This is a genomic window from Rhodobacter sp. P2_H5 (assembly GCF_056403335.1).
In genome coordinates, this window is record NZ_JBFUFS010000002.1 from 89,835 (window position 1) to 111,992 (window position 22,158).

The window sequence follows — 22,158 nt, forward strand, 5'->3', positions numbered from 1 at the left end:
AGATGACAAAGGCGACCCTGCCTCTTGCGGGCATCCGGGTGCTGGACCTGTCGCGGGTTCTGGCCGGGCCTTGGGCCACGATGAGTCTGGCCGATCTGGGTGCCGAGGTCTGGAAGATCGAGCATATCAGGGGCGGCGACGACAGCCGCGCCTGGTCGGTGCCAAGCTACAAGGGTGTGAGCACCTATTTCCTTTGCACAAATCGCGGCAAGCACAGCATCGCGCTGAACCTCAAATCGCCCGAGGGGTTGCAGATCGCGCTCGACCTTGCGGCCAAAGCCGATGTCGTGGTCGAGAATTTCCGCGCCGGAACGGTGGAGCGTCTGGGCATCGGCTACGAGGATGTGCGCAAGATCAACCCCGGCATCGTCTATTGCTCGATCTCAGGCTATGGCCAGACCGGACCGGAGCGGACGCGGCCCGGCTATGACTTCATCATGCAGGCCGAAAGCGGGCTGATGTCGATCACCGGGCAGGCAGATGGGCCGCCGAACCGTCTGGGGGTGGCGTTCACCGATGTCGTGGCGGGGATGGTCGCCACCCAGTCGATCCTCGCGGCACTTTACCAGCGGCGCGACACCGGGGAGGGCCAGTTCATCGACCTCGCCCTGCTGGAATCCACGCTGAACCTTTTGATCAATGTCGGCAGCGGCTATCTGAACGGCGGGGCTGAACCCGGGCGGCACGGCAATGCACATCCCAGCGTGGTGCCCTATCAGCTGTTTGACACGGCCGATGGCAGTCTGGCCATCGCCGTGGGCAATGACCGGATGTTTCTGGATTTCTGCGAACAGGTCATAGGTCAGCCCGCACTGGCCAAGGACCCGCGCTTTGTCACCTCGCACCAGCGGGCGTTGCACCGCGAGGCTTTGATTGCGGTGATCCAGCCGATTGTCGCGTCCCGCCCCTCGCAACACTGGCTGGCGGCTTGCTTGGCCGCTGATGTGCCCGCAGGTCCGGTCAAGACCGTGGCCGAGGCGCTGAATGCGCCCTCGGTGGTGGAGCGCGGGGTGATCCAGCGGCTTGACCACCCCGAGCTTGGCCCGATCTCGCTGATCCGCGCGGCGCATGGGCTGGCGGCGCAGCAGGCGCAAAAGCCCAAGGCGCCGCCCTTGTTGGGGGAGGATACGCTTGGCGTGCTGCGTGATGTGCTGGGGCTGGAGGAGGCCCGTATCGCGGAGCTTGTGGCCCGAGGCGTGATCTCCTGCCGCAAGGCCGTGGAAATGGAACCGCAAGCCGAGGTCGCCGCAGGATGACCGTCAGGAGAGAGCAATTCGGCACGGTCGCCCTGGTCACGATCGACAACCCGCCGGTGAATGCGCTGGCGACCTCGGTCCGTGCCCGTCTGCTGGCTCTGGCCGATGAGCTGGACGCCGACCCCGGCGTGGAAGCGGTGGTGCTGACCGGCGCGGGCAAGATCTTCGTCGGTGGCGCCGATATTGCCGAGTTCGACCGCCCGCCCGAAGCGCCGGTCTTGCCCGCCCTGATCCTGCGGATCGAGGCGGCGAAGAAGCCCTGGATCGCCGCCCTGAACGGCCTGGCGCTGGGCGGCGGGCTGGAAATTGCGCTGGGCTGCCGGTTTCGCCTGGCCTCCCCCGGGGCCAGTTTCGGCCTGCCCGAGGTCAATCTCGGCCTGATCCCCGGCGCGGGCGGCACCCAGCGTCTGCCGCGGCTGATCGGTGTTGAAGCGGCGCTTCCGGTGGTGGCCGAGAAGGTAATGCTGGATGCGGCAAAAGGGCTGGCCCTGGGCCTGATCGACCGCGTGATCGAGGGGCCGCTGATCGCCGGCGCCCTGGACTTCGCCGCCGATCTGGCAGGGCAGGCGCTGCCCCCGCTTGCGGCGCAGCGCCCGCTCGCCGACCCGGGCGCGGCGTTCTGGACCGCGGCGCAGGCCCGGATCGCCAAGGCGGCAAAGGGCCAAAGCGCGCCCTTGGCTGCTTTGGAGGCGATGCGCTTCGGGGTGGAACATGGGGTGGATGCCGGGTTCGCCCACGAACGCCAGACCTTTCTGCGGCTGAAGTCCAGCCCGGACTCCGCAGCCCTCCGCCATCTGTTCTTCGCCGAGCGCGCCGCCCCGCGCCCTTCGGCGCTGCGCGGCATTCCGCCCGTGCCGCTGCGCAGCCTGGGCGTGGTCGGGGCCGGCACCATGGGGGTGGGCATCGCGGCGGCGCTGGCCAACGCCGGATTTACGGTCCTGCTGTCCGAGCGGGATGCGGCGACCCTCGCCCGCGGCATGGATAACCTGACCCATATCTTCGAGGCCGCAACCAAACGCGGACTGACCAGCAGCGCCGAGGCCGAACTTCGCCGCGCGCGCGTCACCGGACAGGTCGGGCTGGAGGCTCTGGCCGACTGCGGCCTGGTGATCGAGGCGGTCTTCGAAGACCTCGCTGTCAAGCGCGTGGTCTTCACCGCCCTCGGTGCGATCTGCCGCCCCGATGCGATCCTTGCCACCAACACCAGCTACATCGACCCGCGCCTGATCGCCGAGGGCGTGCCGGGGCTGGAGCGCTTTGTCGGCCTGCATTTCTTCAGCCCGGCGCAGGTGATGAAACTGCTGGAGATCGTGCCCCTGCCGCAAACCGCGCCCGCCACGCTGGCCACCGCCTTCGACCTCGCGCGGCGGCTGGGCAAGGTCCCGGTGCGCGCGGGCATCTGTGACGGCTTCATCGGCAACCGCATCCTCAAACGCACCCGCGCCGCGGCCGAGGCCTTGTTGGCCGAAGGCGTGCACTATGCTGCCATCGACCGCGCGCTGCGGGGCTTTGGCTATGGCATGGGCCTGTTCGAGATGCAGGATATGGCCGGCCTCGACATCAGTTTCCTGAACCGTGCGGCGGCGCGGGCGCGGGGCGAGGCGGTACGGGAAACCCCCGGCGATCTTCTGGTCTGCGCCGGGCGCAGCGGGCAGAAGTCCGGCGCCGGCTGGTACGACTATGCCCCCGGCGACCGCAGCCCGCGCCCCTCGCCCGTGGCGGAGCGCATCATCGCCTCGCTGACCGGGCCGCTGGATACCGTCTTGCCGGAAGCCGAGATCGTCGCGCGCATTCTTGCGGCCATGGCCGAGGAGGGCCAGATGATCCTGAATGAAGGCATCGCGGCCAGCGGGGCGGATATCGATCTGGTGATGGTGCATGGCTACGGCTTTCCCCGCGTCAAGGGTGGGCCGATGTTCCTGAAATCGCACCCTTTGTCCTCCAATACATAAAGGTTCAGCATGGCTCAGAAACTTACGCTTTCCGCCTCGGCGCCCTGGTTTCGCTTCGTGCCCGATGCGGCGGATTGGGCTTCGGTCCCGTCGCGGGAGCTGATCCAGTGGTATGGCCAGATGCTGCTGGTCCGCCGGTTCGAGGAGAAGCTTCTGGATCTGGAAAAGGCCGGGCTGATCCATGGCCCGGTCCATACCTCGCTTGGGCAGGAGGCGGCGGCGGTCGGGGCCATGTCGGTGCTGGGGCGGCGCGACAAGATCAACGGTACACACCGCGCGCATCATCAGGTGCTGACCAAGCTGATCAACGCCGACCTGCCGGAGGGCTTTGACCCACGCCACGACGCCTTCACCCCGGCGATGGACGAGGCGGTCCACGCCTTCATGGCGGAAATCATGGGCCTTCGTCCGGGCTTTTGCGGCGGCCGTGGCGGGTCGATGCATGTGCGGGCCGATGCGGCGGGGGTCGTGGGCTCCTCTGCCATCATCGGCGGCAACCCGCCCCATGCGGTGGGCTATGCGCTGGCCGACAAGCTTCTGGGGCGGAACGAGATCTCGGTCACCTTCTTTGGCGACGGGGCGGCGCTGGCGGGCGGGTCTTACGAGGCGATGAACATTGCAGCGGCCCAGCAGGTGCCGGTGATTTTCTTCATTGAAAACAACCTCTACGGGGTTGCCACCCATATCGCCGACGTGACCCGCGAAACTAGGCTGTCGTCACGCGGGGCGATGCTGGGGATCCCTTCGATCGAATGCGACGGGATGGATGTGGTGGCCGTCCACCTCGCCATGGCCGAGGCGCGGCGGATCATCGGCGAGACCGGCGGCCCGGTCGTGGTGGAGGCGATGTGCTACCGCCATTTCCACCAATCCGGCGGCAGGGCCGGAAGCGATTTCGGCTATCGCAGCAAGGAGGAAGAGGCCGAATGGCTGGCCCGCGACCCGATTGCCCAGGCTGAGGCGCGGTTGACAGGGATGGGCTTGGCCAGCGCCGCCGACCTTACCCGCATCGGGCAAACCATGGCGGATGCCGTTGCCGCAGCGGCGGCGCGGCTGACCGAGCCGGTGCCCGGCGGCAATGCCCTGCGCATCCCGGCAGAGCTTTGGCCCGATCCGGCGACGCTGGACGCAGGGATCTTGGGCGACCTGTCCGAGATGGCGGGCAGCCGCTATCTCGACCATGCCGACCTCGCCCATCTGCCGCTGGAGCGGGTGAAATTCGTCACCGCCGCGTCAGAGACCCTCGCCGCCGCCATGGCGCGTGACCCGACGATCATCGTGATGGGCGAGGATGCCCACCGCCTGCGCGGCGGGGTCAGCGGATTCACCAAGGGTGCGCTGGAACTCTGGCCCGACCGGGTTCTGCCGATGCCGATTGCGGAGAATGGCTTTACCGGGGTGGCGCTGGGCGCCGCGCTCAACGGGCTGCGCCCGGTGGTGGAGATCATGTTCGGCGACTTCTGCCTTGTCGCCGCCGACCAGATCGCCAATGGCATCGGCAAGGTGCGCCACATGTTCGGCGACGGCTTCCCGGTGCCCATCGTGCTTAGGGTCCGCGTCTCGCCCCATACTGGCTACGGCTCGCAGCATTCGGGCGACCCTTCGGCGCTGTTCGGGATGTTTCCGGGCTGGCGGATCATCGCGCCGACCACGGCTTTCGACCATATCGGCCTGTTCAATGCGGCCCTGCGCTGCAACGACCCGGTGGTGCTGATCGAACATGCGGCTTTGTACCAGCAAGAGTTCGACGTGCCGAAGGGCGACCGGGAGTTCTGCATTCCCTTCGGTCGCGCCCATGTCGTGCGGAAGGGTTCGGCCTGCACGGTGCTGGCGACGACCGTGATGGTGGGCTTTGCCGTGACCGCGGCAGAGGAGTTGGGCGTGGATGCCGAGGTCATCGACCTGCGCAATCTGGATGAGCATGGCATCGACTGGGAGACGATATCGGCCTCGATCCAGAAGACCGGGCGGGTGGTGATCGCCGAACAGACGGCGCGCCGACTGTCGATGGGGGCGACCTGGGCCGCGCAGATTCAGGAGCGGCTGTTCGACTGGCTGGATCACGAGATCCTGCGCGTGTCCGGCGGACTGGCAGCACCCACTGTCTCCTCGGTGCTGAACGCGGCAGCCTTGGGCTCGGTCGAGAAGATCAAGGAGGCCTTGCGCCAGATCGCCCCGCCGCGCTGAGGCGGGCGGGGCGTTTGCCGTCAGTCCACCTGCAGGTGGCTGACGAAGCGGGCGTTGAGATAGGGCTCCACCGCGTCCGCGCCGCCCTCGGTGCCATAACCGGAATCGTTGATGCCGCCGAAGGGCACCTCGGGCAAGGCCAGGCCGAAATGGTTGATCGACAGCATGCCCGCCGGCACCTCATCGGTCAGCCGGCCCGCCTGCGCGGCCGAGCGGGTGAAGCCGTAGGCGGCAAGGCCGAAGGGCAGGCGCTGCGCCTCGGCCAGCATGTCGTCGAGCGAGGCCATTCGGACCATCAGGGCGAGCGGGCCGAAGGGTTCATCGTTCATCGCGCGGGCCTGCACCGGCACTTCGCCCAGAACGGTGGGTTCAAAGAAGTATCCCTTGTTGCCGATCCGGTTGCCGCCAGTGACCAGCCGCGCACCGGAGGCGACCGCATCCCCAACCAGCATCTCCATTGCTGCCACACGGCGGTCGTTGGCGAGGGGGCCCATCTGGGTGCCCTCGGTCAAGCCGTTGCCGACCCGAAGCTTGCCCGAAGCCTCGGCAAAGGCATCGACGAAATCGTCATAGACCGGTGCCTCGACCAGAAACCGCGTGGGCGAGACGCAGACCTGCCCGGCGTTGCGGAACTTGGCGGCCACAACCGCCGCTGCGGTCCTGCCGATATCGGCGTCCTTCAGGACGAACACCGGGGCATGGCCGCCCAGCTCCATCGTCACCCGTTTCATGTGCTGACCGGCCAGTGCCGCCAGATGTTTGCCGACTGGGGTCGATCCGGTGAAGGACACCTTGCGGATCACCGGATGCGGGATCAGGTGGGTGGAAATCTCGGCCGGCGTGCCGAAGACCAGCCCGATCACCCCGGCCGGAATCCCCGCATCGGTGAAGCAGCGGATCAGGGCGGCGGGCGAGGCGGGGGTTTCCTCCGCCGCCTTGACGATGATCGAACAGCCGGTGGCGAGGGCGGCGGCCAGTTTGCGGACCAGCTGGCTTAAGGGAAAGTTCCACGGCGTGAAGGCTGCGACCGGGCCGACCGGGTCCTTGATCACCATCTGGCGGACATGGGCCAGACGGGCGGGGATGATGCGGCCATAGGTGCGGCGGCCCTCTTCGGCGAACCAGTCGATCAGGTCGGCGGTCGAGGCGACCTCGGTCCGCGCCTCGGCCAGAGGCTTGCCGTTTTCCTGGGTGAGCCAGCTGGCCACCGTCTCGGCCCGTTCGCGCAGAAGCTGGGCTGCCGCGCGCATCAGGCGGTAGCGTTCAAAGACCGAGGTGGCGCGCCACACACGAAAGCCCGCGTCGGCGGCGGCAAGGGCCTCGTCCAGATCGGCGATGCCGGCATGGGCGACATGGCCGATCACCTCTTCGGTGGCGGGATTGATCACCGGCAGGCGGCGGCCGTCGCCAGCAGCGCGCCACTTGCCGGCGATCAGCAGCAGGGTGTCGGGATAGGCGGTGATGGCTTGGTCCGGCATGGCGGGCTCCTTCGGCAAGGCGGTTCAGGGAATGACAAGTTCGATCAGGAAGGGGCCGGGGCGCTGGTTCGCGGCGCTGAAGGCCTCGGCGAAGGCGGCAAGCGTGTCAACCCGTGCAGCCGGAACGCCAAAGCCCGCCGCAAGCGCGGGCCAGTCGATGTCGGGCCTGCCCAGGTCGAAGAGGCGGGCGCTGGCCGGGCCCTCCGCCGCGCCGACATTCTTCAACTCGCCGTCCAGGATGGCATAGCGACGGTTGGACAGGATCACCGTGGTGACATCCAACCCTTCCCGCGCCTGGGTCCAGAGCGCCTGCAGCGAGTAAAGGGCCGAGCCATCCGCCTGCAGCGTCACGACCCGCCGACCCGGCGCCGCAACGGCAGCTCCGGTCGCCAAAGGCAAGCCGCAACCGATGGCGCCGCCGGTCAGCTGCAGCCAGTCATGCGGGGCGGCATCGGCGGTGCCGGTATAGAACTCGCGTCCGAAGGTGACGCTTTCATCCACCACCACGGCATTTTCCGGCAGCAGTGCCTGAAGGACAGCAGCGACCGAACCCGAGGTGATCGCGGTCCCTGCCAGCAGGGGCAGGGCGGGCGGCGCCAGGCGCGGGGCGGGTGCGGCGGTCACATCCAGAAGCTTGGCGAGACGCTCCAGCGCCTCCACCGCGTCCTCGGCCGGGGTGGCGAGGCTGTGGAGCGTGCAGCCCGCCGGCTCCGGCACGCCGGGCTTGCCCGGATAGGCGAAGAAGGCGACCGGACGCAGCGCACCGGCGAGGACAAGCTGCGTGGTGCCGGCCAAAGCGGCGACGGCCTCGTCGACCGGGTAGGGCAGGCGGGTGACGCCATGCCGCCCGGCGCCGCGTTCCACCCTTGCTATATGGGTCGGGCCGAACAGCCGCGCACCGGTCTTGGCGGTGATGGCGGCGGCCAGGGCCAGCGGGCGGGCGCGCAATGCCGCATCGCCCAGCATCAGCACCGATTGCCCCGGCCCCATCAAGAGCTCTGCCGCCTTCTCAACCGCCGCCTCGTCGGCAAGCGCCGCAGCGGGCAGGTTCAGCCGGGGGGCGACCACGCCGCCGGGGTTCCAGCAGGTGTCGGAGGGCAGGGCCAACACGGCCACGCCGCAGGGCTGGGTCGCAGCCTCGGCCACGGCCCGCGCGGCATCCTGTCCGACATCCGCCGCCTGAAGACTGCGGCGGACCCATTTCGCCACCGGCTTTGACAGGCTTTCGATGTCCGAATTCAGCGGCGGGTCCAAAGGCGCGTGATAGGTCGCCTGATCGCCCACGAGGTTGACCACCGGGCTGCGCGCCCGCATCGCGTTGTGCAGGTTGGCAAGCCCGTTGGCGAGGCCCGGCCCGCAGTGCAGCAGCGTCGCGGACGGCCTCTCGGCCATCCGGGCATAGCCGTCCGCGGCGCCCGTCACCACCGTCTCGCTGAGGCAGGGCACCGCCCGCATCTGGGGGAATTGGTCAAGGGCCGCGACGAAATGCATCTCGCTGGTGCCCGGATTGGCAAAACACGTGTCGATCCCGCTCGCCAGCAGGCTGCGCACCAAACTCTCTGCACCCAACATTCCCGTCTTCCCTTCCATCATATATCAAACAGCCTATAGCGACGCCCCGAAACGCGCCACCGGGGCGCCCGCGACATCCGCGCGGCAGGCGATCAACCGCCCGGGCGAGATGATACGCGCGCCATCCCGGCGTGTCAGGCCGGTAACGAACAGGGTTTTCATATCAGCACCCCCAAAGCAGGGCATCGTCGGCGCCGCCATCGGCACCGCGATCCTCCGGAGCAGGCTTCCGTCCGGGGCAAAGACATTCAGGCAACCGACCGAGACGCCCGCGCTCCAGTAATTGCCTTCGACATCGATGGCCGCGCCGTCGGGCAGGCCTGTGGCCTCGTCGGGGGCGGCGAAGATTCTGGGGTTGCGCGTGGCGCCTGTGGCGGGATCAAAGTCATAGGCCTTGATGAAGGGGCCGCGGGAATCGGCGTGATACATGGTGCGGTGATCCGGGCTCCAGGCCAGACCGTTGGAGACATGCAAGCCTTTGGAATGCGTGGTGCATTCCCCTTCAGGCGTGATCCGGAACAGGGCGCCGGTCGGCTGGGCCGGTCGCGCCACATGCATCGAGCCCACCCAGAAGCAGCCGTCGGGGCCGACCTTGCCGTCGTTCAGCCGGTTGACCGGCGCGCCAACGTCAGGGGTCGCCAGAAGTTCCAGCTTGCCGGTCGCCGGGGTGAAGAAATGGACCGCAGTCCGCAATGAGACGATCAGCCGGTCATCCGTCGTCAGCCCGATGCTGGTCACCTGATCGGGCATGTCGTGCCGCGTCACCTTGCCGCTGCCCGGCGCGTGGCAGTAGAGGGCGGCGGCGGGGATATCGACAAACCACAGGACGCCCCGCTCGGCATCCCAGACCGGCCCTTCGCCGATCCCGGTTTCAAGGTCGACACACTCGGTAAAAACCCATGAATCCTTGGGCATATGGCCCCCTTCCGGCGCCTCAAGCCCCGGTATTGCTGCCGACACGCCTGCGCGCGCCGGGTTTTGATGTTTCAGCCCGTGAAAACCGGCCAGATCGAAGTTGCGTGGATGCAATTTGTCATACAGGATATATCAAAACCAGCAGAATCATGCAGCCAAGAGGGTTAAATTGCGGAACAAACTGCGCCAGCGGCTTGCCTCGGGGGAGGTTTGCGCCAATGGCTGGCTCTCGCTTCCCAGCGGCTACAGCGCCGAGGTCATGGCGCGCTGCGGCTGGGACAGCCTCACCGTCGATCTTCAGCACGGGGTCCAGGACTACATGAGCCTGGTGAGCTGCTTTCAGGGCGCCGCTGCCTCGGGGGTGCCGCTGATGGCGCGGGTGCCCTCGAACGAGACGGGGATCATCGGCAAGGCGCTGGATGCGGGGGCCTGGGGGGTGATCTGCCCGATGGTCAACAGCGCCGCCGAGGCCGAGGATTTCGTCGCCGCCTGCTATTATACGCCGAAGGGCGCGCGCTCAAACGGGCCGAACCGCGCGGCGGCCTATGGGGAACCGGGGGCCACGTACCAGAGCTTCGCCAATGACGAGGTGCTGGCGATCCCGATGATCGAGACGGTGCAGGCCGTGGCGGCGCTGGAGGAGATCCTGGACGTGCCGGGGGTCAGCGGCGTCTATGTCGGCCCGAGCGATCTGTCCTTCACCATGGGCTATGCCCCGGCCTTCGACCGCAATGAGCCGGATGTGCTGGAGGTCTATCGCCGGATCCTGGCTGAAACGGCCAAACGCGGCCAGTTCGCCGGCATCCACTGCATCTCGCCCGAATACGGGCGCCGGATGGCAGCGATGGGTTTCCGGCTGATCACGCTGGCCAGCGATGCCGCGCTGATGGCCCTTGCGGCGCGGGAATGCCTTGGCACGTTTCGCAAGGCGGAGGGGTGATGCTCCTCCCCTCACAACGCCTGGCGGAGTTGGGTTTGCACTTGCCGCCGCCGCGCCCACCTGTCGGGAATTTCGCCACGGCGGTGCGGCACGGCGATCTGCTGTTCCTCTCCGGTCAGGGGCCGGTGACGGCGGAGGGGGTCAAACACACTGGCAAGGTGGGTGCTACGGTGACCGAGGTGGAAGCGCGGACCCATGCGAGGCTCGTCACGCTGAACCTGCTGGCGGCGGCCGCGGCGGAACTCGGTTCGATCGACCGGATCGGGCGGATCATCAAGGTCCTGGGTTTTGTCAACGCCGCGCCGGACTTTGCGCGCCACCCCGCCGTCATCGACGGGTGTTCCGACCTTTTGCTGGACATTTTCGGGCCGGAGCGCGGCCGCCATGCCCGCTCGGCCATCGGCGCGGGCAGCCTGCCAGGCCAGATCACCGTCGAAATCGAGATGATCGTCAGTTGCGCCGCCCCCGATGCGCCCGGGCTGACCCCAACGCAGGATCATGCGGCATGACCGGGAGCGCGGGCGAGCCACTGGGCATCGGGGCCAAACCAAGCCTGTCCGAGCAGGTCTATCGCAACCTGCGGCTTTCCCTGATGTCGGGTGAGTTTCTGCCCGGGACGCGTCTCAACATCAGCCGGCTTGCCGAAGGCTTTGGCGTCTCGGCCACGCCGGTGCGTGAGGCCGTCTTTCAGCTGGTCCGCGAACAGGCGCTGGAGCTGCGGCCCGGTCACCAGCCCCGGGTGCCCGTGCTGGAAATCGGGCGCTACATCAACCTGCGCGAGACCCGCGCCCCGCTGGAGCGTTTGGCCACGGAACTCGCGGTGGCCCATATGACCGACGCCGATCTGGCGACCTTGCACGCCCTGCATGACCGTTTCGTCGAGCGGGAGCGCGCCGAAGACTGGCGCGGCGCGCTGGGGGCCAACCGCGCGTTTCACTTCCACGTCTATGCCGCCGCGCGCAATCCGGTCCTGATCGGGGTGATCGAGAACCTTTGGCTGATCGCCGGGCCCTTCACCGCCAACCAGTATCCGGGCCTGCGCAATGCCCAGATCTCTCCGCATCCGCATGAGATCCTGATGGAGGCCATCGCCCGCAGATCCGCGACCGAGGCCGGCGATGCGATGGTGAACGACCTGCGCGACGGGTCCTTCCGTCTGTTGCGCCAGATGGAGGCGGAGCGGGCGCAGGACACTCCCCCTCCCAACCCGATACAGGACGAGACGCCATGACCGCCAAAGCCGCCCTTCATGCCCCGCGCCACTGGGAGGCGCCCTTGACCGCGCTGGACAAGGGCGTGCCTGCCCTCGCGGCACCTGTGCCGCTGGATCAGGTGGCGGCCCAAGGCTGGAACCTGCTGCGCGAGGATCTGCCCCTGCCGGTCGCCGTGATCCGGCAGGAGCTTCTCTTGCACAACAGCGCCTGGATGCGCGGGTTTTTGGCCGATGCCGGGGCGGATATCGCGCCGCATGGCAAGACGACGATGGCCCCCGCCCTCTTCGATCTGCAACTGGCCGACGGCGCTTGGGCGATCACCGTCGCCACGATGCAGCAGTTTCAGGTGGCCGTGGCCTTTGGTTACCGGCGGATGTTCATGGCCAATCAGGTGGTGGGTCGTCAGGCCATGCGCGATCTGGCGGCGACGCTGAAGGCCCATCCCGAGGTGGAATTCTTCTGTCTGGTCGATGACCTGGCCAATGCTGCAGCCCTTGCGGCGGCGGCGCGCGCGGGGCGGTTGGACCGCCCGCTGAAGGTTCTGGTCGAACTCGGCTATGAGGGCGGGCGCACCGGATGTCGCACCGTAGATGGCGCCCTGATGCTGGCGCGGGCTGTGGCGGCAGAGGCCCCCGCGCTTTGCCTTGCGGGGATTGAGGGCTTTGAAGGCCTGATCCGCAACGATGGCGCGGCGGAGTCGCTGGCGCAGGTCAATGCCCTTCTGGACGGGATGGTCACCCTCGCCGAAACCGTCGAGGCCGAGGGGCTGTTCGACCCCGGCGAGGTGCTGCTTTCGGCCGGCGGTTCGGCCTATTACGACATCGTGGCGCAAAAGCTGGGGGCGGTGCAGCTGCGCCATCCCAAGCGCGTGCTGATCCGTTCGGGCTGCTACATCACCCATGACTCGATCCTTTACACCCGCGCGCAGCAGGCTTTGCGCCAGCGCGATCCGGACCTTGCCAACAGGGGCGGCGGCCTTCAGGCGGCGCTGGAGGTCTGGGCCTATGTCCAGTCGCGGCCAGAGCCGGGCAAAGTCATCGTGGCATTCGGCAAGCGCGACACCTCCTATGACGATCTGCCGCTGGCGCTGAAATGGTTCCGAACCGGCATGTCGGCGCCAGAGACCATGCCGGAAGGCCATGTCGTGCTGCGCCTGAACGACCAGCATTGCCATCTGCAGGTACCCGAGACCTCGCCCCTCAAGGTCGGCGACATGATCGGCTTTGGCATCTCGCACCCCTGCCTCACCTTCGACAAATGGCGGCTGATGCATCTGGTGGACGAGGGCTACACCGTCACCGGATCGCTGCGCACCTATTTCTGACCGCCCCTTCAAGGAGACCCCCTATGACACAAGGCAAAGTCGTGATGATCACCGGTGCCGCGATGGGCATCGGTGCTGCCACAGCGCGGTTGGCGGCAGAGGCGGGGTACCGCGTGGTGCTGGCCGACATCAACCTGGAGAAGGCCGAGGCTGTGGCGGCGGCCATCGGGCAGGGGGCCAGGGCCCAACGGCTCGACATCTGTTCCGAGGCGGAGTGGACCGCCGCCTTGGATGCGGTCTGGGCGCGCGAAGGGCGGCTCGACTGCCTGATCAACAATGCCGCCATCGTGCACACGGGCTGGGTCCGCGACGTCTCGCTGGCCAAGCACCATGCGACGATGGAGACCAATTTCTTCGGCGCGGTGATCGGCATGACCCTGGCCCTGCCGCGCTTCAAGGCGCAGGGGTCGGGGCATCTGATCTCGGTCTCCAGCATGAACGGCTTCATCCCCTATCCGGGGATTGCCAGCTATGCCGCAGCCAAACACGCCCTGCGCGCCTTCCACGCCGCCTTTGCGATTGAAGAACGTGGCGGGCCGGTCGATTTCACCCTGATCTACCCGACCGCGACCGAAACCCCGATGCTGGCCAAAGAGGCCGAGGATGACGCGATGGCGCTGGCCTTCTCGGGCACGCCCGTGACACCCGAAACCGTCGCCGCCCGCATTGTCGAGGCGATGGCGACCCGCCCGGTCGAGGTCTTCGTTCCGCCAGAGCGGGGCGAGGCGGTCAAGCAACTAGGCATCAGCCCAAGCGCGATGCTGGACTATGTCGAGAAGAACGAGGCGATCGGGCTGGAAAAGCTGCGCCTGCGCCGCGCGCAAGCGGCAAAAGGCTAGCGGGGCGTCGGCCCCGGCGGTTCAACCCGCCGGGGCAAGGTTTCAACGCCGCAGACGGGCGAGGGCGGCGAAGGCGTCTTCGGTGGCCGTCAGCGCCCCGTCGATCACCGCGGCGTCATGGGCGGTGGACAGGAACATGTTGTGGCGGTGGTTGAGGTAAACCCCGCGCATCAGCGCTTGCTGGCAGAACTGCTCGCCCAGCGAATTGGTCGCATCGTCGCCCTTGAACAGCAACAGCGGCATCACCGCTGGGCCGGAGATTTCGATCTGAAAACCATGCCGGGCCGATTGTTCGTAAAGCCCGGCCGCAAACCGCTCTCCTGCCGCTTTCATCACGGCGGGACCGCCGATCCGGTGCAGAACCTTCACGGTGGCGACTGCGGCGGCCATGGGCGCGCCGGCATACCAGAAAGACCCGGTGACAAAGACCTTGGCTGCGGCTTCGCGGAAGGCCTCGTTTCCGGTGACGGCGGCGAGCGCCTGACCATTGGCGATGGCCTTGGAATAGGCGGACAGGTCAGCCTGGACGCCCACCTCCTCCCAGCTGCCACCAAGGTTCAGCCGGAAGCCCGCGCGCACGTCATCGACGATCAGCGCGGCGCCCAGCCGGTCACAATGGGCGCGGGCGGCGGCGGCAAATTCGCGGGTCGGCAGCTCCTGCGTCTGGGCAAGGTCATGGCGGTAGCCCGAGACGATGATGGTGGCGAGATCGTCGCCAGCCTCGGCCACCGCCGCCTCAAGGCTGGCGACGTCGTTGAAGGTAAAGCGGATCAGATGCACCCGATCCTCGGCCGTCACCCCCACCAGCGACGGCGAGCACCAGGGCGCTGCCCCGTGATAGGCGCCCTTAGCCGCCAGCACCTTGCGCCGCCCGGTGCCCGCCCGCGCAATGGTGACGCAAGCCGTCATCGCGTCGGTGCCGTTCTTCTGGAACATGGCCCAATCCGCATGGGGGATGGTCTCGGTCAGAAGTTCGGCCAGTTCCACCAGATGCTCGGTCGGGCCATCGACGCAATCGCCCTTCTCAAGCTGGCGGCGCACCGCCTCGTCCACCTCGGGATGCTGGTAGCCCAGAACCATCGGCCCCCAGGCGCACATGAAGTCGATGTAGCTTCTGCCATCCACATCGGTGACGCGCGCACCCTTTCCGCCGCTGAAGAACTGCGGAAAGCCGCGCGGCACGGCGGCGGCGCGCTGGTGACCCCAAAGGCCGCCCGGCACGACCCGCGCCGCACGGGCGCGCAGCTCGGCATCGCGGCCAGAGATTTCGAGGGGCAAGACATCTTTCATGGCATTCTCCTGCATCATCTGCGGTTTCAGCATTGCGGGGTCAGCGCGGCATCCGCGCCTGACCGTAATAGGGGTAACGGCGGTGGACCTCGGCCATCTCGGCCTCGGACAGAAGCACGGGCTCACCCGCCTGCCGGGCGAGGATGTACTGGCGCGCCAGCATCTCGAGCTTGACCGCCAGATCCAGCGCCTGGGTCAGCGTGGTGCCCAGGGTGATCATGCCGTGATTGGCCATGAGGCAGGCCTTGTGGCCAAGGCTCGCCTCCACCACCGCATCGGCCAGCGCGTCTGAGCCTAAGGCCTCATACCGGGCGCAGGGGATCGTGTTGCCGCCAAAGCTCGCCACCATGTAATGGAACGGCGGGATCGGCTGGCGCAGGCAGGACAGGGCGACGCAATTGTCGGCATGGCTGTGGACCACGGCCTGCACATGCGGATTGTGGCGCATCGCCTCGGTATGGAGCCGCCATTCGGTCGAGGGGACGCCGGAGGTGCCGGGCACCAGTTCCCCGTCCAGATCAAGCGCCACGATGCCTTCTTCCGTCAGGTTCGAGGCCCGCGCCCCTGTCGGTGTGATCAGGATATGGTCGCCGTGCCGGAGACTGATATTGCCGGAACTGCCGTGGTTCAGGCCCGCCTCCTCCAGAAAGGCGACAGCGGCCACCATCTCAGCGCGTTTTATCGTTTCGGTCATGCGCAGGGGCCTTTCCGCTGTGTCATCATGGGTTTGGCGGTGCGTGGGTTCATCTGTCCCTCATCTGCGTTGCATGGCGTCAAGGGCGCGGGCCAGCACATCCTCCGGCCCGATCTTGCCTGACTTCAGGAACAGCGCCATCGGCACCGGCAGCTCGGCCTGGCAAAAGCCGCTGCCCAAGGGGCCATCGGGCAAGGCGCGCATCCGGCGGATGCCGAGGGCGGCCACCACCGCGCCCGAAGTCTCGCCGCCCGAGACGACAAGACGGCGGATGCCCCGGTCGCGCAGACCTGCGGCGACGGCGGAGAGCAAAGCCTCGGCCCGCCGCGCGGCGCCGATCGGGCCGAGGGTTTTCTGTGCGCGCTCCACTCCAGCCTCGGTGGTTTCGGTGGCGACGCAGAACGGGGTGGGGCCGATGCGTGGCGTCGCCCAGTCCAGCGCCGCGGCGATCAGCGCCGCATCGGGGCGCGGGTCGGCGGGGTCAAGGGTGAAGACCGGGCCATGTTCGGCGAAGCGGGCGATCTGCGCGGTGGCGGTGGGCCCCACACTGCCCACGATCACCGCGCCCGGCCCTTCGACCCGCGCGAGCGGCGCCTTGCTTGCCGTCTCAGCGGCCAGCCCCAGCGCATAGCCGATGATCAGGGGATCGCTCCCCACCACAACCGAAGCGCGGCGGAGCGCCAGCGCCACGGTCACCGCCACATCGCCGTCGTCGCTGGTATCGGAGAGGACATGCCGCGCACCGCCGTCAAGCAGCACCTGCCAAGCGGCTGCGGCCACCTCGACGCCCTGGCGCAGCACCGAATGCGGCAAGAGGGCCACCGGGCTGCGGGTCTGACCGGACAGGAAGCGCGCCAGATCCGGGTCGGGCATCGGGGTGAGGGGGTCCTGCCGCTTGATCGATTCCGTCACCAGCCGCCCGCGATAGAAGAGATAGCCCTGATGCACCGTGATGCCATAGGCGGGGAACCCCGCGCTCATAAGCACCGGCGCGCCCCCGGCGCGGTCGCTGAGGAAGTCGGCGGCGGGGCCGATGTTGCCCTCTGCCGTGCTGTCGAAGGACCCGCTGGCCTTGTAGGCCAGACGCGGGCAACCGGCGGCAGACAGCGCCTCGGCTGCGGTGGCGATGAAGCCCAGCGCCTCTGGCACCGGCAGAAGCCGGGCGCGGGTGGCGAGGATGGCGATCTGGCCCGAGGGCCCCTCGGCCAGGCCTTCGGGCAGGAAGGAGACCGGGGCTTCGATGCCCAGGGCCTCCAGCTTGCCCGCGACCAGCATGGCGCCGGTGAAATCGTCCGCGATGATGCCCAGATTTGCCGCCATCTAATCCCTCAACATTTCGCGGGCGATGATGATCTGCTGGATCTGCGAGGTGCCCTCGTACAGCCGGAACAGCCGCGCATCGCGGTAGAAATGCTCGACCGGCGAGGCGCGCATATAGCCGGCACCCCCGTGGATCTGCACGGCGCGGTCCGCGACGCGTCCCACCATCTCGGAACAGAAGAGCTTGGCACAGGCGGCGTCCTGCACGATGCTTTCGCCCGCATCGAAGCGGCGGGCGGCGTCCTGCACCATGGCGCGGCCGGCGAAGGTTTCGGCCGCGCTGTCGGCGAGCATGGCCTGGATCAATTGGTGCGCGCCGATCGGCTTGCCGAATTGCACGCGGGTCCGGGCAAAGCTGACCGATTCCTCGCACAGCCGCTGCGCAAGGCCCGCGCAGACGGCGGCAATGTGCAGGCGGCCCCGGTTCAGCACCTTCATCGCGGTCTTGAAACCTTGCCCCTCGACCCCGCCGATCACGGCATCAGCGGAAATTTCGCAGTCCTGCAGGATGACGTCGCAGGTCTTGGTGCCGCGCTGGCCCATCTTGGCGTCGATGGGGCCAAGGCTCAGACCCTTGGCATCGCGCGGCACCAGAAACGCCGTCACGCCCGAGGCGCCCGGCCCCCCGGTGCGCGCCATCAGGGTGAAGACATCGGCATGCGGGGCGTTGGTGATATAGCGTTTGGTGCCGTTCAGGATATAGCGGTCACCTGCGCGCCGCGCCGTGGTCTTGACCGAAGCCGCATCCGAGCCGACATCGGGTTCGGTCAGGGCGAAGGAGCCGATCACTTTACCCGTAGCCATCTGCGGCAGCCAGTGGCGCTTCTGCGCCTCGGTCCCGTCGGCGATGATGCCCTGCGAGCCGATCCCGTTGTTGGTGCCAAAGACCGAGCGGAAGGCGGGCGAGGTCTGGCCGATTTCCAGCGCCACCCGGACCTCTTCCTCCATCGTCAGGCCAAGACCGCCGTATTCCCCGGGGATCGACAGGCCGAACAGGCCCAGATCGCGCATTTCTGCGATGAGACGGGGCGGGATGGCGTCGGTCTCTTCGACCTCGGCCTCGGCGGGGACCAGCCGTTCGCGGACAAAGCGGCGCACCGTCTGCACCAGGCTTTCCAGCAGCTCCGCGTCCCTGATCACCTGCGCCTCCATTCCGGCTTCCGGGGCAGACTGGCACAGTCACCAGCATGTCGCAACAAAAATGGTCATAAATTCCACTTACGAATGCGGGACTGCAGCCCCCACCTTGGCCTTGTCCGTCACCGCCGGATCAGGCTGACCCGACTTGCGGCCCTTGCGGCTCCGCTTGCGGCCCGCCGGGTCGTGCAGCCGGCTGATGATCCGCTGCGCGCCTTCGCGCAAATCGCGCACCAGCAGGTCGCCGGCCTCCATCGGCGAGCGGCGGCGCAGGGCGTCGAGGATCATCAGATGCGGGTGGGCGTCGGTGGGCATTTGCACCGCATGGGGTAACTGCTCGGCCACGAAGGGGCCGGACAGAAGCCAGAGGTTTTCAATCACACCGACCAGAACCGCATTGCGCGAGGCGCGGTAGAGGCTGAGATGGAAAGCCTGATTGGCCAGCACCGCCGCGCGCCAGTCGCGGTCGTGGATGCCCTGAGCATAGGCGTCATGGAACGTCTTCAGGGCGTCAATCTCGTCCGGCGTGATATGGACGCTCGCCAGTTCCCCGGCCAGACGTTCCATCGGTACACGGGTGTCGCGGATGTGAAGATAGGCCGTCAGATCCAGCACCGGCACGCGCGGCTGAAAGCCGGGCCGCAGCTCCAGGGCCCCTTCGCGGATCAGCTGGAACACCGCCTCGCGCACCGGGGTTGGCGAGGTGTCGAGCCGTATCGCCAGCTTGCGGATGCTGATCCGGCTGCCCGGCGCATGCAGGCCCGTCATCAGCTCGTCGCGCAGATGGGCGTAGATCCGGGCCGAGAGGCTGTCGCGCGTGATGTCGGGGTCGGGTTCAGCCATGGTCTGCTTGCTTTCCGGCGGTTCATTCCCGCCCCTTCCTGACAGAGATCCTTGCCCGGGCAAGATGAAACCGGAATGGCCAGGCGGGCAGGGTGCCGGTCAGGCGCGCCTGTCCACCTGCATCGGCAGGCTTTGTAGCTGCCCCATGATATGGCCGGGAATCCACTCCGCCGCCTGTGTCCCGGGAGAGAAGTGCAGGTCGCGCGCGGCGAAGCCTTCCAGCAAAAGGCGCGTCAGCATGACGCCGACATAACGGCCCGGGCAAATATGGGCGCCGCCGCCAAAGGTCATCAGGCCCTGCTGCCGGCGGTTCGGGTCGAACCGCCCCGGGTCGGGAAAGGCCGCCGGGTCCAGATTGCCCGCGCCCCACATCATCACGACCATGGTGCCGGCAGGGACCACCATCCCGTCACGTTCAAAATCCGCGAGCAGGTAACGCTTCAGATACAGAACCGGCGGCTCCATCCGCAGCGCCTCGGCAATCGCCTTGGCGAGCAGGGGGGGAGAGGAGCGCATCTCCTCCAGCACTTCGGGATGGCGGGACAGGCTGAAACAGGTGTTGGCGGTGGCAAGGGCCGCGGTGTGAAAACCGTCGATCAGATTGCCCGAGAGGACCTGCCCGACGCTGCGGGGCAGGATGCCGGTGACATGGATATCTTCAGGGAAATCAAGGTCCTTGATCTGACGCTCGATCTCCAGCAAGTCGGGGTCGCCGCGTGCGAGGCCGCGCTCGGCGGCGGCATCAAGGATCTTGGCATAGGCGTCAAAGGCCAGATCCAGCAGCGCCAGATCGTCCAGATTGCGCTGCAGGACAAAGAGGCGGGTCATGCGGCGGACGGCTTCGGTCATCCGCGCCACCTCATCCGCGGTCAGCTGCAAGAGCCGGGCCCAGAAGCCGACGGTAAGCGCTTCTGCGACCAGGGGCACGAAGTCGATCTCGGTGCCGATGGGCAGACCGTCGAGGATTTCGTCCACCAGGGCGCGGACCAGACCCTCCATGTCGCCGACCCTCTTGGGGCCGATCCAGTTCAACAGGATGCGGCGGGTCGCGCCGTGGATCGGCGGGTTGGTGAAGAAGATCTGGGTCGCCAACACCTCTGCCACGCGCTTGCCGGCGGCCGGAACGGTGCCCGGCGGCGCATCGAGCCGCCCCGGAAAGGCCACGCCGGGCGGCACGTTGCCGACCTGAGCGGCGGTGCCAAAAGCCAGAAGATCGGCATGGCGGAAGACGACAAGGGCCATGTCCTCGGATCGCAAATAGCGCGGCTGGTCTGATGCGAAAATCTTGGCGCAAAAGGCCTGGAAATTGTCGCGCCCGCCGGTGAAGCCGGCCTGTTCAAGGGTCTGCAAGGCGGAGATGTTCAAAACCTCGGGCAAGGGGCGCTCCTTGAGTCAGGGAAGGGCTGGCGGGTCAAAGGGCGGGACCGGAAGGCCCCGCCCAAGGTGCTTCACTCGCCGATCGAAATCTCGGCCAGCGGGGTGTTGCAGCAGACGCTGAAGCGCACGCCCGTCACACCCTTGCGATAGGCGAGGATCAGGTCGGGGTTGATCATCGGCAGGAAGATCCCGGTGTTGTCGATGATATCGGCCGCTTCGAACCACTTCTTGGCGGCGGCTTCGGCGGTCGGCGCCGACAGGGCCGCATCCATGATCCCGCGCATGTCGTTGTTCAGGATCGAGGGGTCACGCTCGCCCCCGGCGCGCTTGGCCCAGGTCGAGCCGGGCGCGAGGCCGAAGTAGTCGATGAACTGCGAGGTGCCGTAGAAGTCGGGCGCGTAGAAGACAGCGGTAAGCGGGATGCCGTCGCTGTTGATCACATCGCGCCAGTTCGACAGCGGCATCGGCGCCAGGGTGACCTTGATGCCGACCTTGGACAGATCCTGCTGCACCTTCTGCATCATCAGGCCGAAGTCGACGCCATAGACGTTCATGTCGGGATAGATCGATTCAATCTCGAACCCATCCGGATGCCCGGCCTCGGCCAGCAGCTTCTTGGCCAGTTCGACGTTATATTCCGGCACCTTGTGACCATCCGCCCCCGGGAAGCCCGGGGCCACCGGCACCGCGATCTCATGGCCGGCACCGCCCACCACCAGATCGATCAGCGACTTGCGGTCAATCGCGGCCGAGATCGCCGCGCGGACCTTGGCATCCAGCGGCACCTTGTTGTTCTTGGCCCCGGGCGAAAGCGCCAGATAGACGAAGTTCAACGAGGGCAGGTTTTCGACCACCACGTCAGAGCCGGTCAGGCTTTTCGCCGTTTCGGCATCGATCTGCTGGGCGATGTCGACCGAGCCCGATTGCAGGGCCTGCGCCTGGGCCACGGCATCCTTGATCTGGCGGAACACCACTTCCGGCACCTTGGCCGGGTTGGGGCCCCAGTAAGCGTCGTTCTTCTTCAGGCGCAGTTCGGCGTTCGGCTCGTAGCTGCCCAGAACGAAGGGCGCGGAGCCAGCGGAATGGGTCAGGAACCAGGCCTCTGCCGTGTCCTTGTCAACCGCCGTCGCATCGGCCAGCCCGCCATTCGCGGCCACAAGGTCGCTGTTCAGGACCGCCATGTAGGACGACGCGAGGATCTGCAGATATTCCGAGTTCGGTGCGGCCAGCTTCAGGATCACGGTCGCTGCATCAGGCGTCTCGATCGAGGCGATCGGATCGACCATGAAGGTGGTGTTGGTCTTGAGGTTCTTCAGCCGCTCGAAGGTCCATTTCACGTCCTTGGATTCGACCGGCGAGCCATCGGCGAATTTCGCCGCCGGGTCGAGGTGCAAGGTGATCTGGGTCTGCTCGGGATTGACCTCCCAGGCCTTGGCCAGCAGCGGCTGCAGCTTGTTGTCCTTGTCCAGCGTCACGAGGGATTCATAGGCCGAGGAGTTGAAGATCTGGCAGGTGTCGCACCAGGCGTGCTGCGGGTCGAGCGAGTTGATATCCATGTCGCGCGCGATCACCAGGGTGCGGGCCTCGGCGAAGGCGGTGCCGGACAGGGCCGCGGCAAGGGCCGCCGACAGCACGAGGCTGCGCGGCTGGAACAGTCTGGGTAGTCTCATCATCTGGTCTCTCCACTGTTGCGATTGGCGGGATTCTTTGGCCCGTTCTCTGATCCGGACCCGGCATCGCCATGCGTTCTTCCTGCCGGGGTAACGAGACGTCAAAGCGACTCGACTTTAATATGGAACTTAATTTCACATTTAATCAAT

At 67.2% G+C, this 22,158-nt stretch carries 18 protein-coding genes; 8 read left to right on the forward strand and 10 right to left on the reverse strand.

Annotated features, from left to right (window positions below; genetic code table 11):
• Window positions 1-2 precede the first annotated feature (2 nt).
• Genes AC1DVR_RS02625 through AC1DVR_RS02635 form a run of 3 tightly spaced genes read left to right on the forward strand, consistent with a single transcriptional unit; the run spans window position 3 to window position 5,395 of the window.
• On the forward strand, window positions 3-1,256 hold the full coding sequence (locus tag AC1DVR_RS02625; protein WP_477998962.1) for a CaiB/BaiF CoA transferase family protein: 1,254 nt from the start codon (window positions 3-5) through the stop codon (window positions 1,254-1,256).
• Window positions 1,253-3,208: a 3-hydroxyacyl-CoA dehydrogenase NAD-binding domain-containing protein gene (locus tag AC1DVR_RS02630; RefSeq protein ID WP_477998963.1), complete on the forward strand. Its 1,956-nt coding sequence runs from the start codon at window positions 1,253-1,255 to the stop codon at window positions 3,206-3,208. The genes AC1DVR_RS02625 and AC1DVR_RS02630 overlap by 4 nt, the downstream gene beginning before the upstream one ends.
• Before the next feature lie 9 nt (window positions 3,209-3,217).
• Window positions 3,218-5,395 carry a dehydrogenase E1 component subunit alpha/beta gene (locus tag AC1DVR_RS02635; RefSeq protein ID WP_477998964.1) on the forward strand — a complete coding sequence of 726 codons (2,178 nt, stop codon included), beginning with the start codon at window positions 3,218-3,220 and terminating at the stop codon, window positions 5,393-5,395.
• 20 nt (window positions 5,396-5,415) lie between these two features.
• Here the strand turns inward: AC1DVR_RS02635 and AC1DVR_RS02640 are convergent, their stop codons facing one another.
• The 3 genes from AC1DVR_RS02640 to AC1DVR_RS02650 are packed head-to-tail and all read right to left on the reverse strand — an operon-like array spanning window position 5,416 to window position 9,360.
• Window positions 5,416-6,873, reverse strand: coding sequence for an NAD-dependent succinate-semialdehyde dehydrogenase (locus AC1DVR_RS02640; RefSeq protein WP_477998965.1), 1,458 nt, complete (start codon window positions 6,871-6,873; stop codon window positions 5,416-5,418).
• A gap of 24 nt (window positions 6,874-6,897) precedes the next feature.
• A complete protein-coding gene (locus AC1DVR_RS02645; RefSeq protein WP_477998966.1) occupies window positions 6,898-8,445 on the reverse strand; it encodes an acetolactate synthase large subunit in 1,548 nt (515 codons plus the stop codon).
• A gap of 33 nt (window positions 8,446-8,478) precedes the next feature.
• Window positions 8,479-9,360 carry an SMP-30/gluconolactonase/LRE family protein gene (locus AC1DVR_RS02650; protein WP_477998967.1) on the reverse strand — a complete coding sequence of 294 codons (882 nt, stop codon included), beginning with the start codon at window positions 9,358-9,360 and terminating at the stop codon, window positions 8,479-8,481.
• Between the two features lie 169 nt (window positions 9,361-9,529).
• Here AC1DVR_RS02650 and AC1DVR_RS02655 point away from each other — a divergent pair, with 169 nt between their 5' ends.
• The 5 genes from AC1DVR_RS02655 to AC1DVR_RS02675 are packed head-to-tail and all read left to right on the forward strand — an operon-like array spanning window position 9,530 to window position 13,677.
• Window positions 9,530-10,300, forward strand: coding sequence for an HpcH/HpaI aldolase family protein (locus AC1DVR_RS02655; RefSeq protein ID WP_477998968.1), 771 nt, complete (start codon window positions 9,530-9,532; stop codon window positions 10,298-10,300).
• Window positions 10,300-10,809 (forward strand): RidA family protein, encoded by a 510-nt coding sequence (locus AC1DVR_RS02660; RefSeq protein WP_477998969.1) that lies wholly within the window; start codon window positions 10,300-10,302, stop codon window positions 10,807-10,809. The genes AC1DVR_RS02655 and AC1DVR_RS02660 overlap by 1 nt, the downstream gene beginning before the upstream one ends.
• Window positions 10,806-11,531 (forward strand): GntR family transcriptional regulator, encoded by a 726-nt coding sequence (locus AC1DVR_RS02665; protein ID WP_477998970.1) that lies wholly within the window; start codon window positions 10,806-10,808, stop codon window positions 11,529-11,531. The genes AC1DVR_RS02660 and AC1DVR_RS02665 overlap by 4 nt, the downstream gene beginning before the upstream one ends.
• A complete protein-coding gene (locus AC1DVR_RS02670) occupies window positions 11,528-12,838 on the forward strand; it encodes an alanine racemase (RefSeq protein WP_477998971.1) in 1,311 nt (436 codons plus the stop codon). The genes AC1DVR_RS02665 and AC1DVR_RS02670 overlap by 4 nt, the downstream gene beginning before the upstream one ends.
• A gap of 23 nt (window positions 12,839-12,861) precedes the next feature.
• On the forward strand, window positions 12,862-13,677 hold the full coding sequence (locus AC1DVR_RS02675; RefSeq protein WP_477998972.1) for an SDR family NAD(P)-dependent oxidoreductase: 816 nt from the start codon (window positions 12,862-12,864) through the stop codon (window positions 13,675-13,677).
• A gap of 42 nt (window positions 13,678-13,719) precedes the next feature.
• On the opposite strand, the gene AC1DVR_RS02680 is transcribed toward AC1DVR_RS02675, so the two are convergent.
• From AC1DVR_RS02680 to AC1DVR_RS02710, 7 genes are all read right to left on the reverse strand, one after another.
• Window positions 13,720-14,967, reverse strand: a complete 1,248-nt coding sequence (locus AC1DVR_RS02680) for an aminotransferase class III-fold pyridoxal phosphate-dependent enzyme (RefSeq protein WP_477998973.1) — start codon at window positions 14,965-14,967, stop codon at window positions 13,720-13,722.
• Between the two features lie 40 nt (window positions 14,968-15,007).
• The gene (locus tag AC1DVR_RS02685; protein WP_477998974.1) at window positions 15,008-15,661 is read right to left on the reverse strand and encodes a class II aldolase/adducin family protein; all 654 of its coding nucleotides are present in this window, start codon (window positions 15,659-15,661) and stop codon (window positions 15,008-15,010) included.
• Between the two features lie 60 nt (window positions 15,662-15,721).
• Window positions 15,722-16,981 carry a four-carbon acid sugar kinase family protein gene (locus AC1DVR_RS02690; protein ID WP_477998975.1) on the reverse strand — a complete coding sequence of 420 codons (1,260 nt, stop codon included), beginning with the start codon at window positions 16,979-16,981 and terminating at the stop codon, window positions 15,722-15,724.
• Window positions 16,982-18,121 carry an acyl-CoA dehydrogenase family protein gene (locus tag AC1DVR_RS02695; protein WP_477998976.1) on the reverse strand — a complete coding sequence of 380 codons (1,140 nt, stop codon included), beginning with the start codon at window positions 18,119-18,121 and terminating at the stop codon, window positions 16,982-16,984.
• A gap of 78 nt (window positions 18,122-18,199) precedes the next feature.
• On the reverse strand, window positions 18,200-18,961 hold the full coding sequence (locus AC1DVR_RS02700) for a GntR family transcriptional regulator (RefSeq protein ID WP_477998977.1): 762 nt from the start codon (window positions 18,959-18,961) through the stop codon (window positions 18,200-18,202).
• 99 nt (window positions 18,962-19,060) lie between these two features.
• Window positions 19,061-20,338: a cytochrome P450 gene (locus AC1DVR_RS02705; protein WP_477998978.1), complete on the reverse strand. Its 1,278-nt coding sequence runs from the start codon at window positions 20,336-20,338 to the stop codon at window positions 19,061-19,063.
• A gap of 71 nt (window positions 20,339-20,409) precedes the next feature.
• On the reverse strand, window positions 20,410-22,008 hold the full coding sequence (locus AC1DVR_RS02710; protein ID WP_477998979.1) for an ABC transporter substrate-binding protein: 1,599 nt from the start codon (window positions 22,006-22,008) through the stop codon (window positions 20,410-20,412).
• Between the last annotated feature and the right edge of the window lie 150 nt (window positions 22,009-22,158).

What these genes read in the sequence shown, in the direction of transcription:
- AC1DVR_RS02640 (WP_477998965.1), bottom strand. Translation starts at nt 6,873, where the DNA reads ATGCCGGACCAAGCCATCACCGCCTATCCCGACACCCTGCTGCTGATC.
- AC1DVR_RS02635 (WP_477998964.1), top strand. Translation starts at nt 3,218, where the DNA reads ATGGCTCAGAAACTTACGCTTTCCGCCTCGGCGCCCTGGTTTCGCTTC.
- AC1DVR_RS02670 (WP_477998971.1), top strand. Translation starts at nt 11,528, where the DNA reads ATGACCGCCAAAGCCGCCCTTCATGCCCCGCGCCACTGGGAGGCGCCC.
- AC1DVR_RS02630 (WP_477998963.1), top strand. Translation starts at nt 1,253, where the DNA reads ATGACCGTCAGGAGAGAGCAATTCGGCACGGTCGCCCTGGTCACGATC.
- AC1DVR_RS02710 (WP_477998979.1), bottom strand. Translation starts at nt 22,008, where the DNA reads ATGAGACTACCCAGACTGTTCCAGCCGCGCAGCCTCGTGCTGTCGGCG.
- AC1DVR_RS02660 (WP_477998969.1), top strand. Translation starts at nt 10,300, where the DNA reads ATGCTCCTCCCCTCACAACGCCTGGCGGAGTTGGGTTTGCACTTGCCG.
- AC1DVR_RS02675 (WP_477998972.1), top strand. Translation starts at nt 12,862, where the DNA reads ATGACACAAGGCAAAGTCGTGATGATCACCGGTGCCGCGATGGGCATC.
- AC1DVR_RS02665 (WP_477998970.1), top strand. Translation starts at nt 10,806, where the DNA reads ATGACCGGGAGCGCGGGCGAGCCACTGGGCATCGGGGCCAAACCAAGC.
- AC1DVR_RS02700 (WP_477998977.1), bottom strand. Translation starts at nt 18,961, where the DNA reads ATGGCTGAACCCGACCCCGACATCACGCGCGACAGCCTCTCGGCCCGG.
- AC1DVR_RS02690 (WP_477998975.1), bottom strand. Translation starts at nt 16,981, where the DNA reads ATGGCGGCAAATCTGGGCATCATCGCGGACGATTTCACCGGCGCCATG.
- AC1DVR_RS02650 (WP_477998967.1), bottom strand. Translation starts at nt 9,360, where the DNA reads ATGCCCAAGGATTCATGGGTTTTTACCGAGTGTGTCGACCTTGAAACC.
- AC1DVR_RS02625 (WP_477998962.1), top strand. Translation starts at nt 3, where the DNA reads ATGACAAAGGCGACCCTGCCTCTTGCGGGCATCCGGGTGCTGGACCTG.
- AC1DVR_RS02680 (WP_477998973.1), bottom strand. Translation starts at nt 14,967, where the DNA reads ATGAAAGATGTCTTGCCCCTCGAAATCTCTGGCCGCGATGCCGAGCTG.
- AC1DVR_RS02645 (WP_477998966.1), bottom strand. Translation starts at nt 8,445, where the DNA reads ATGTTGGGTGCAGAGAGTTTGGTGCGCAGCCTGCTGGCGAGCGGGATC.
- AC1DVR_RS02685 (WP_477998974.1), bottom strand. Translation starts at nt 15,661, where the DNA reads ATGACCGAAACGATAAAACGCGCTGAGATGGTGGCCGCTGTCGCCTTT.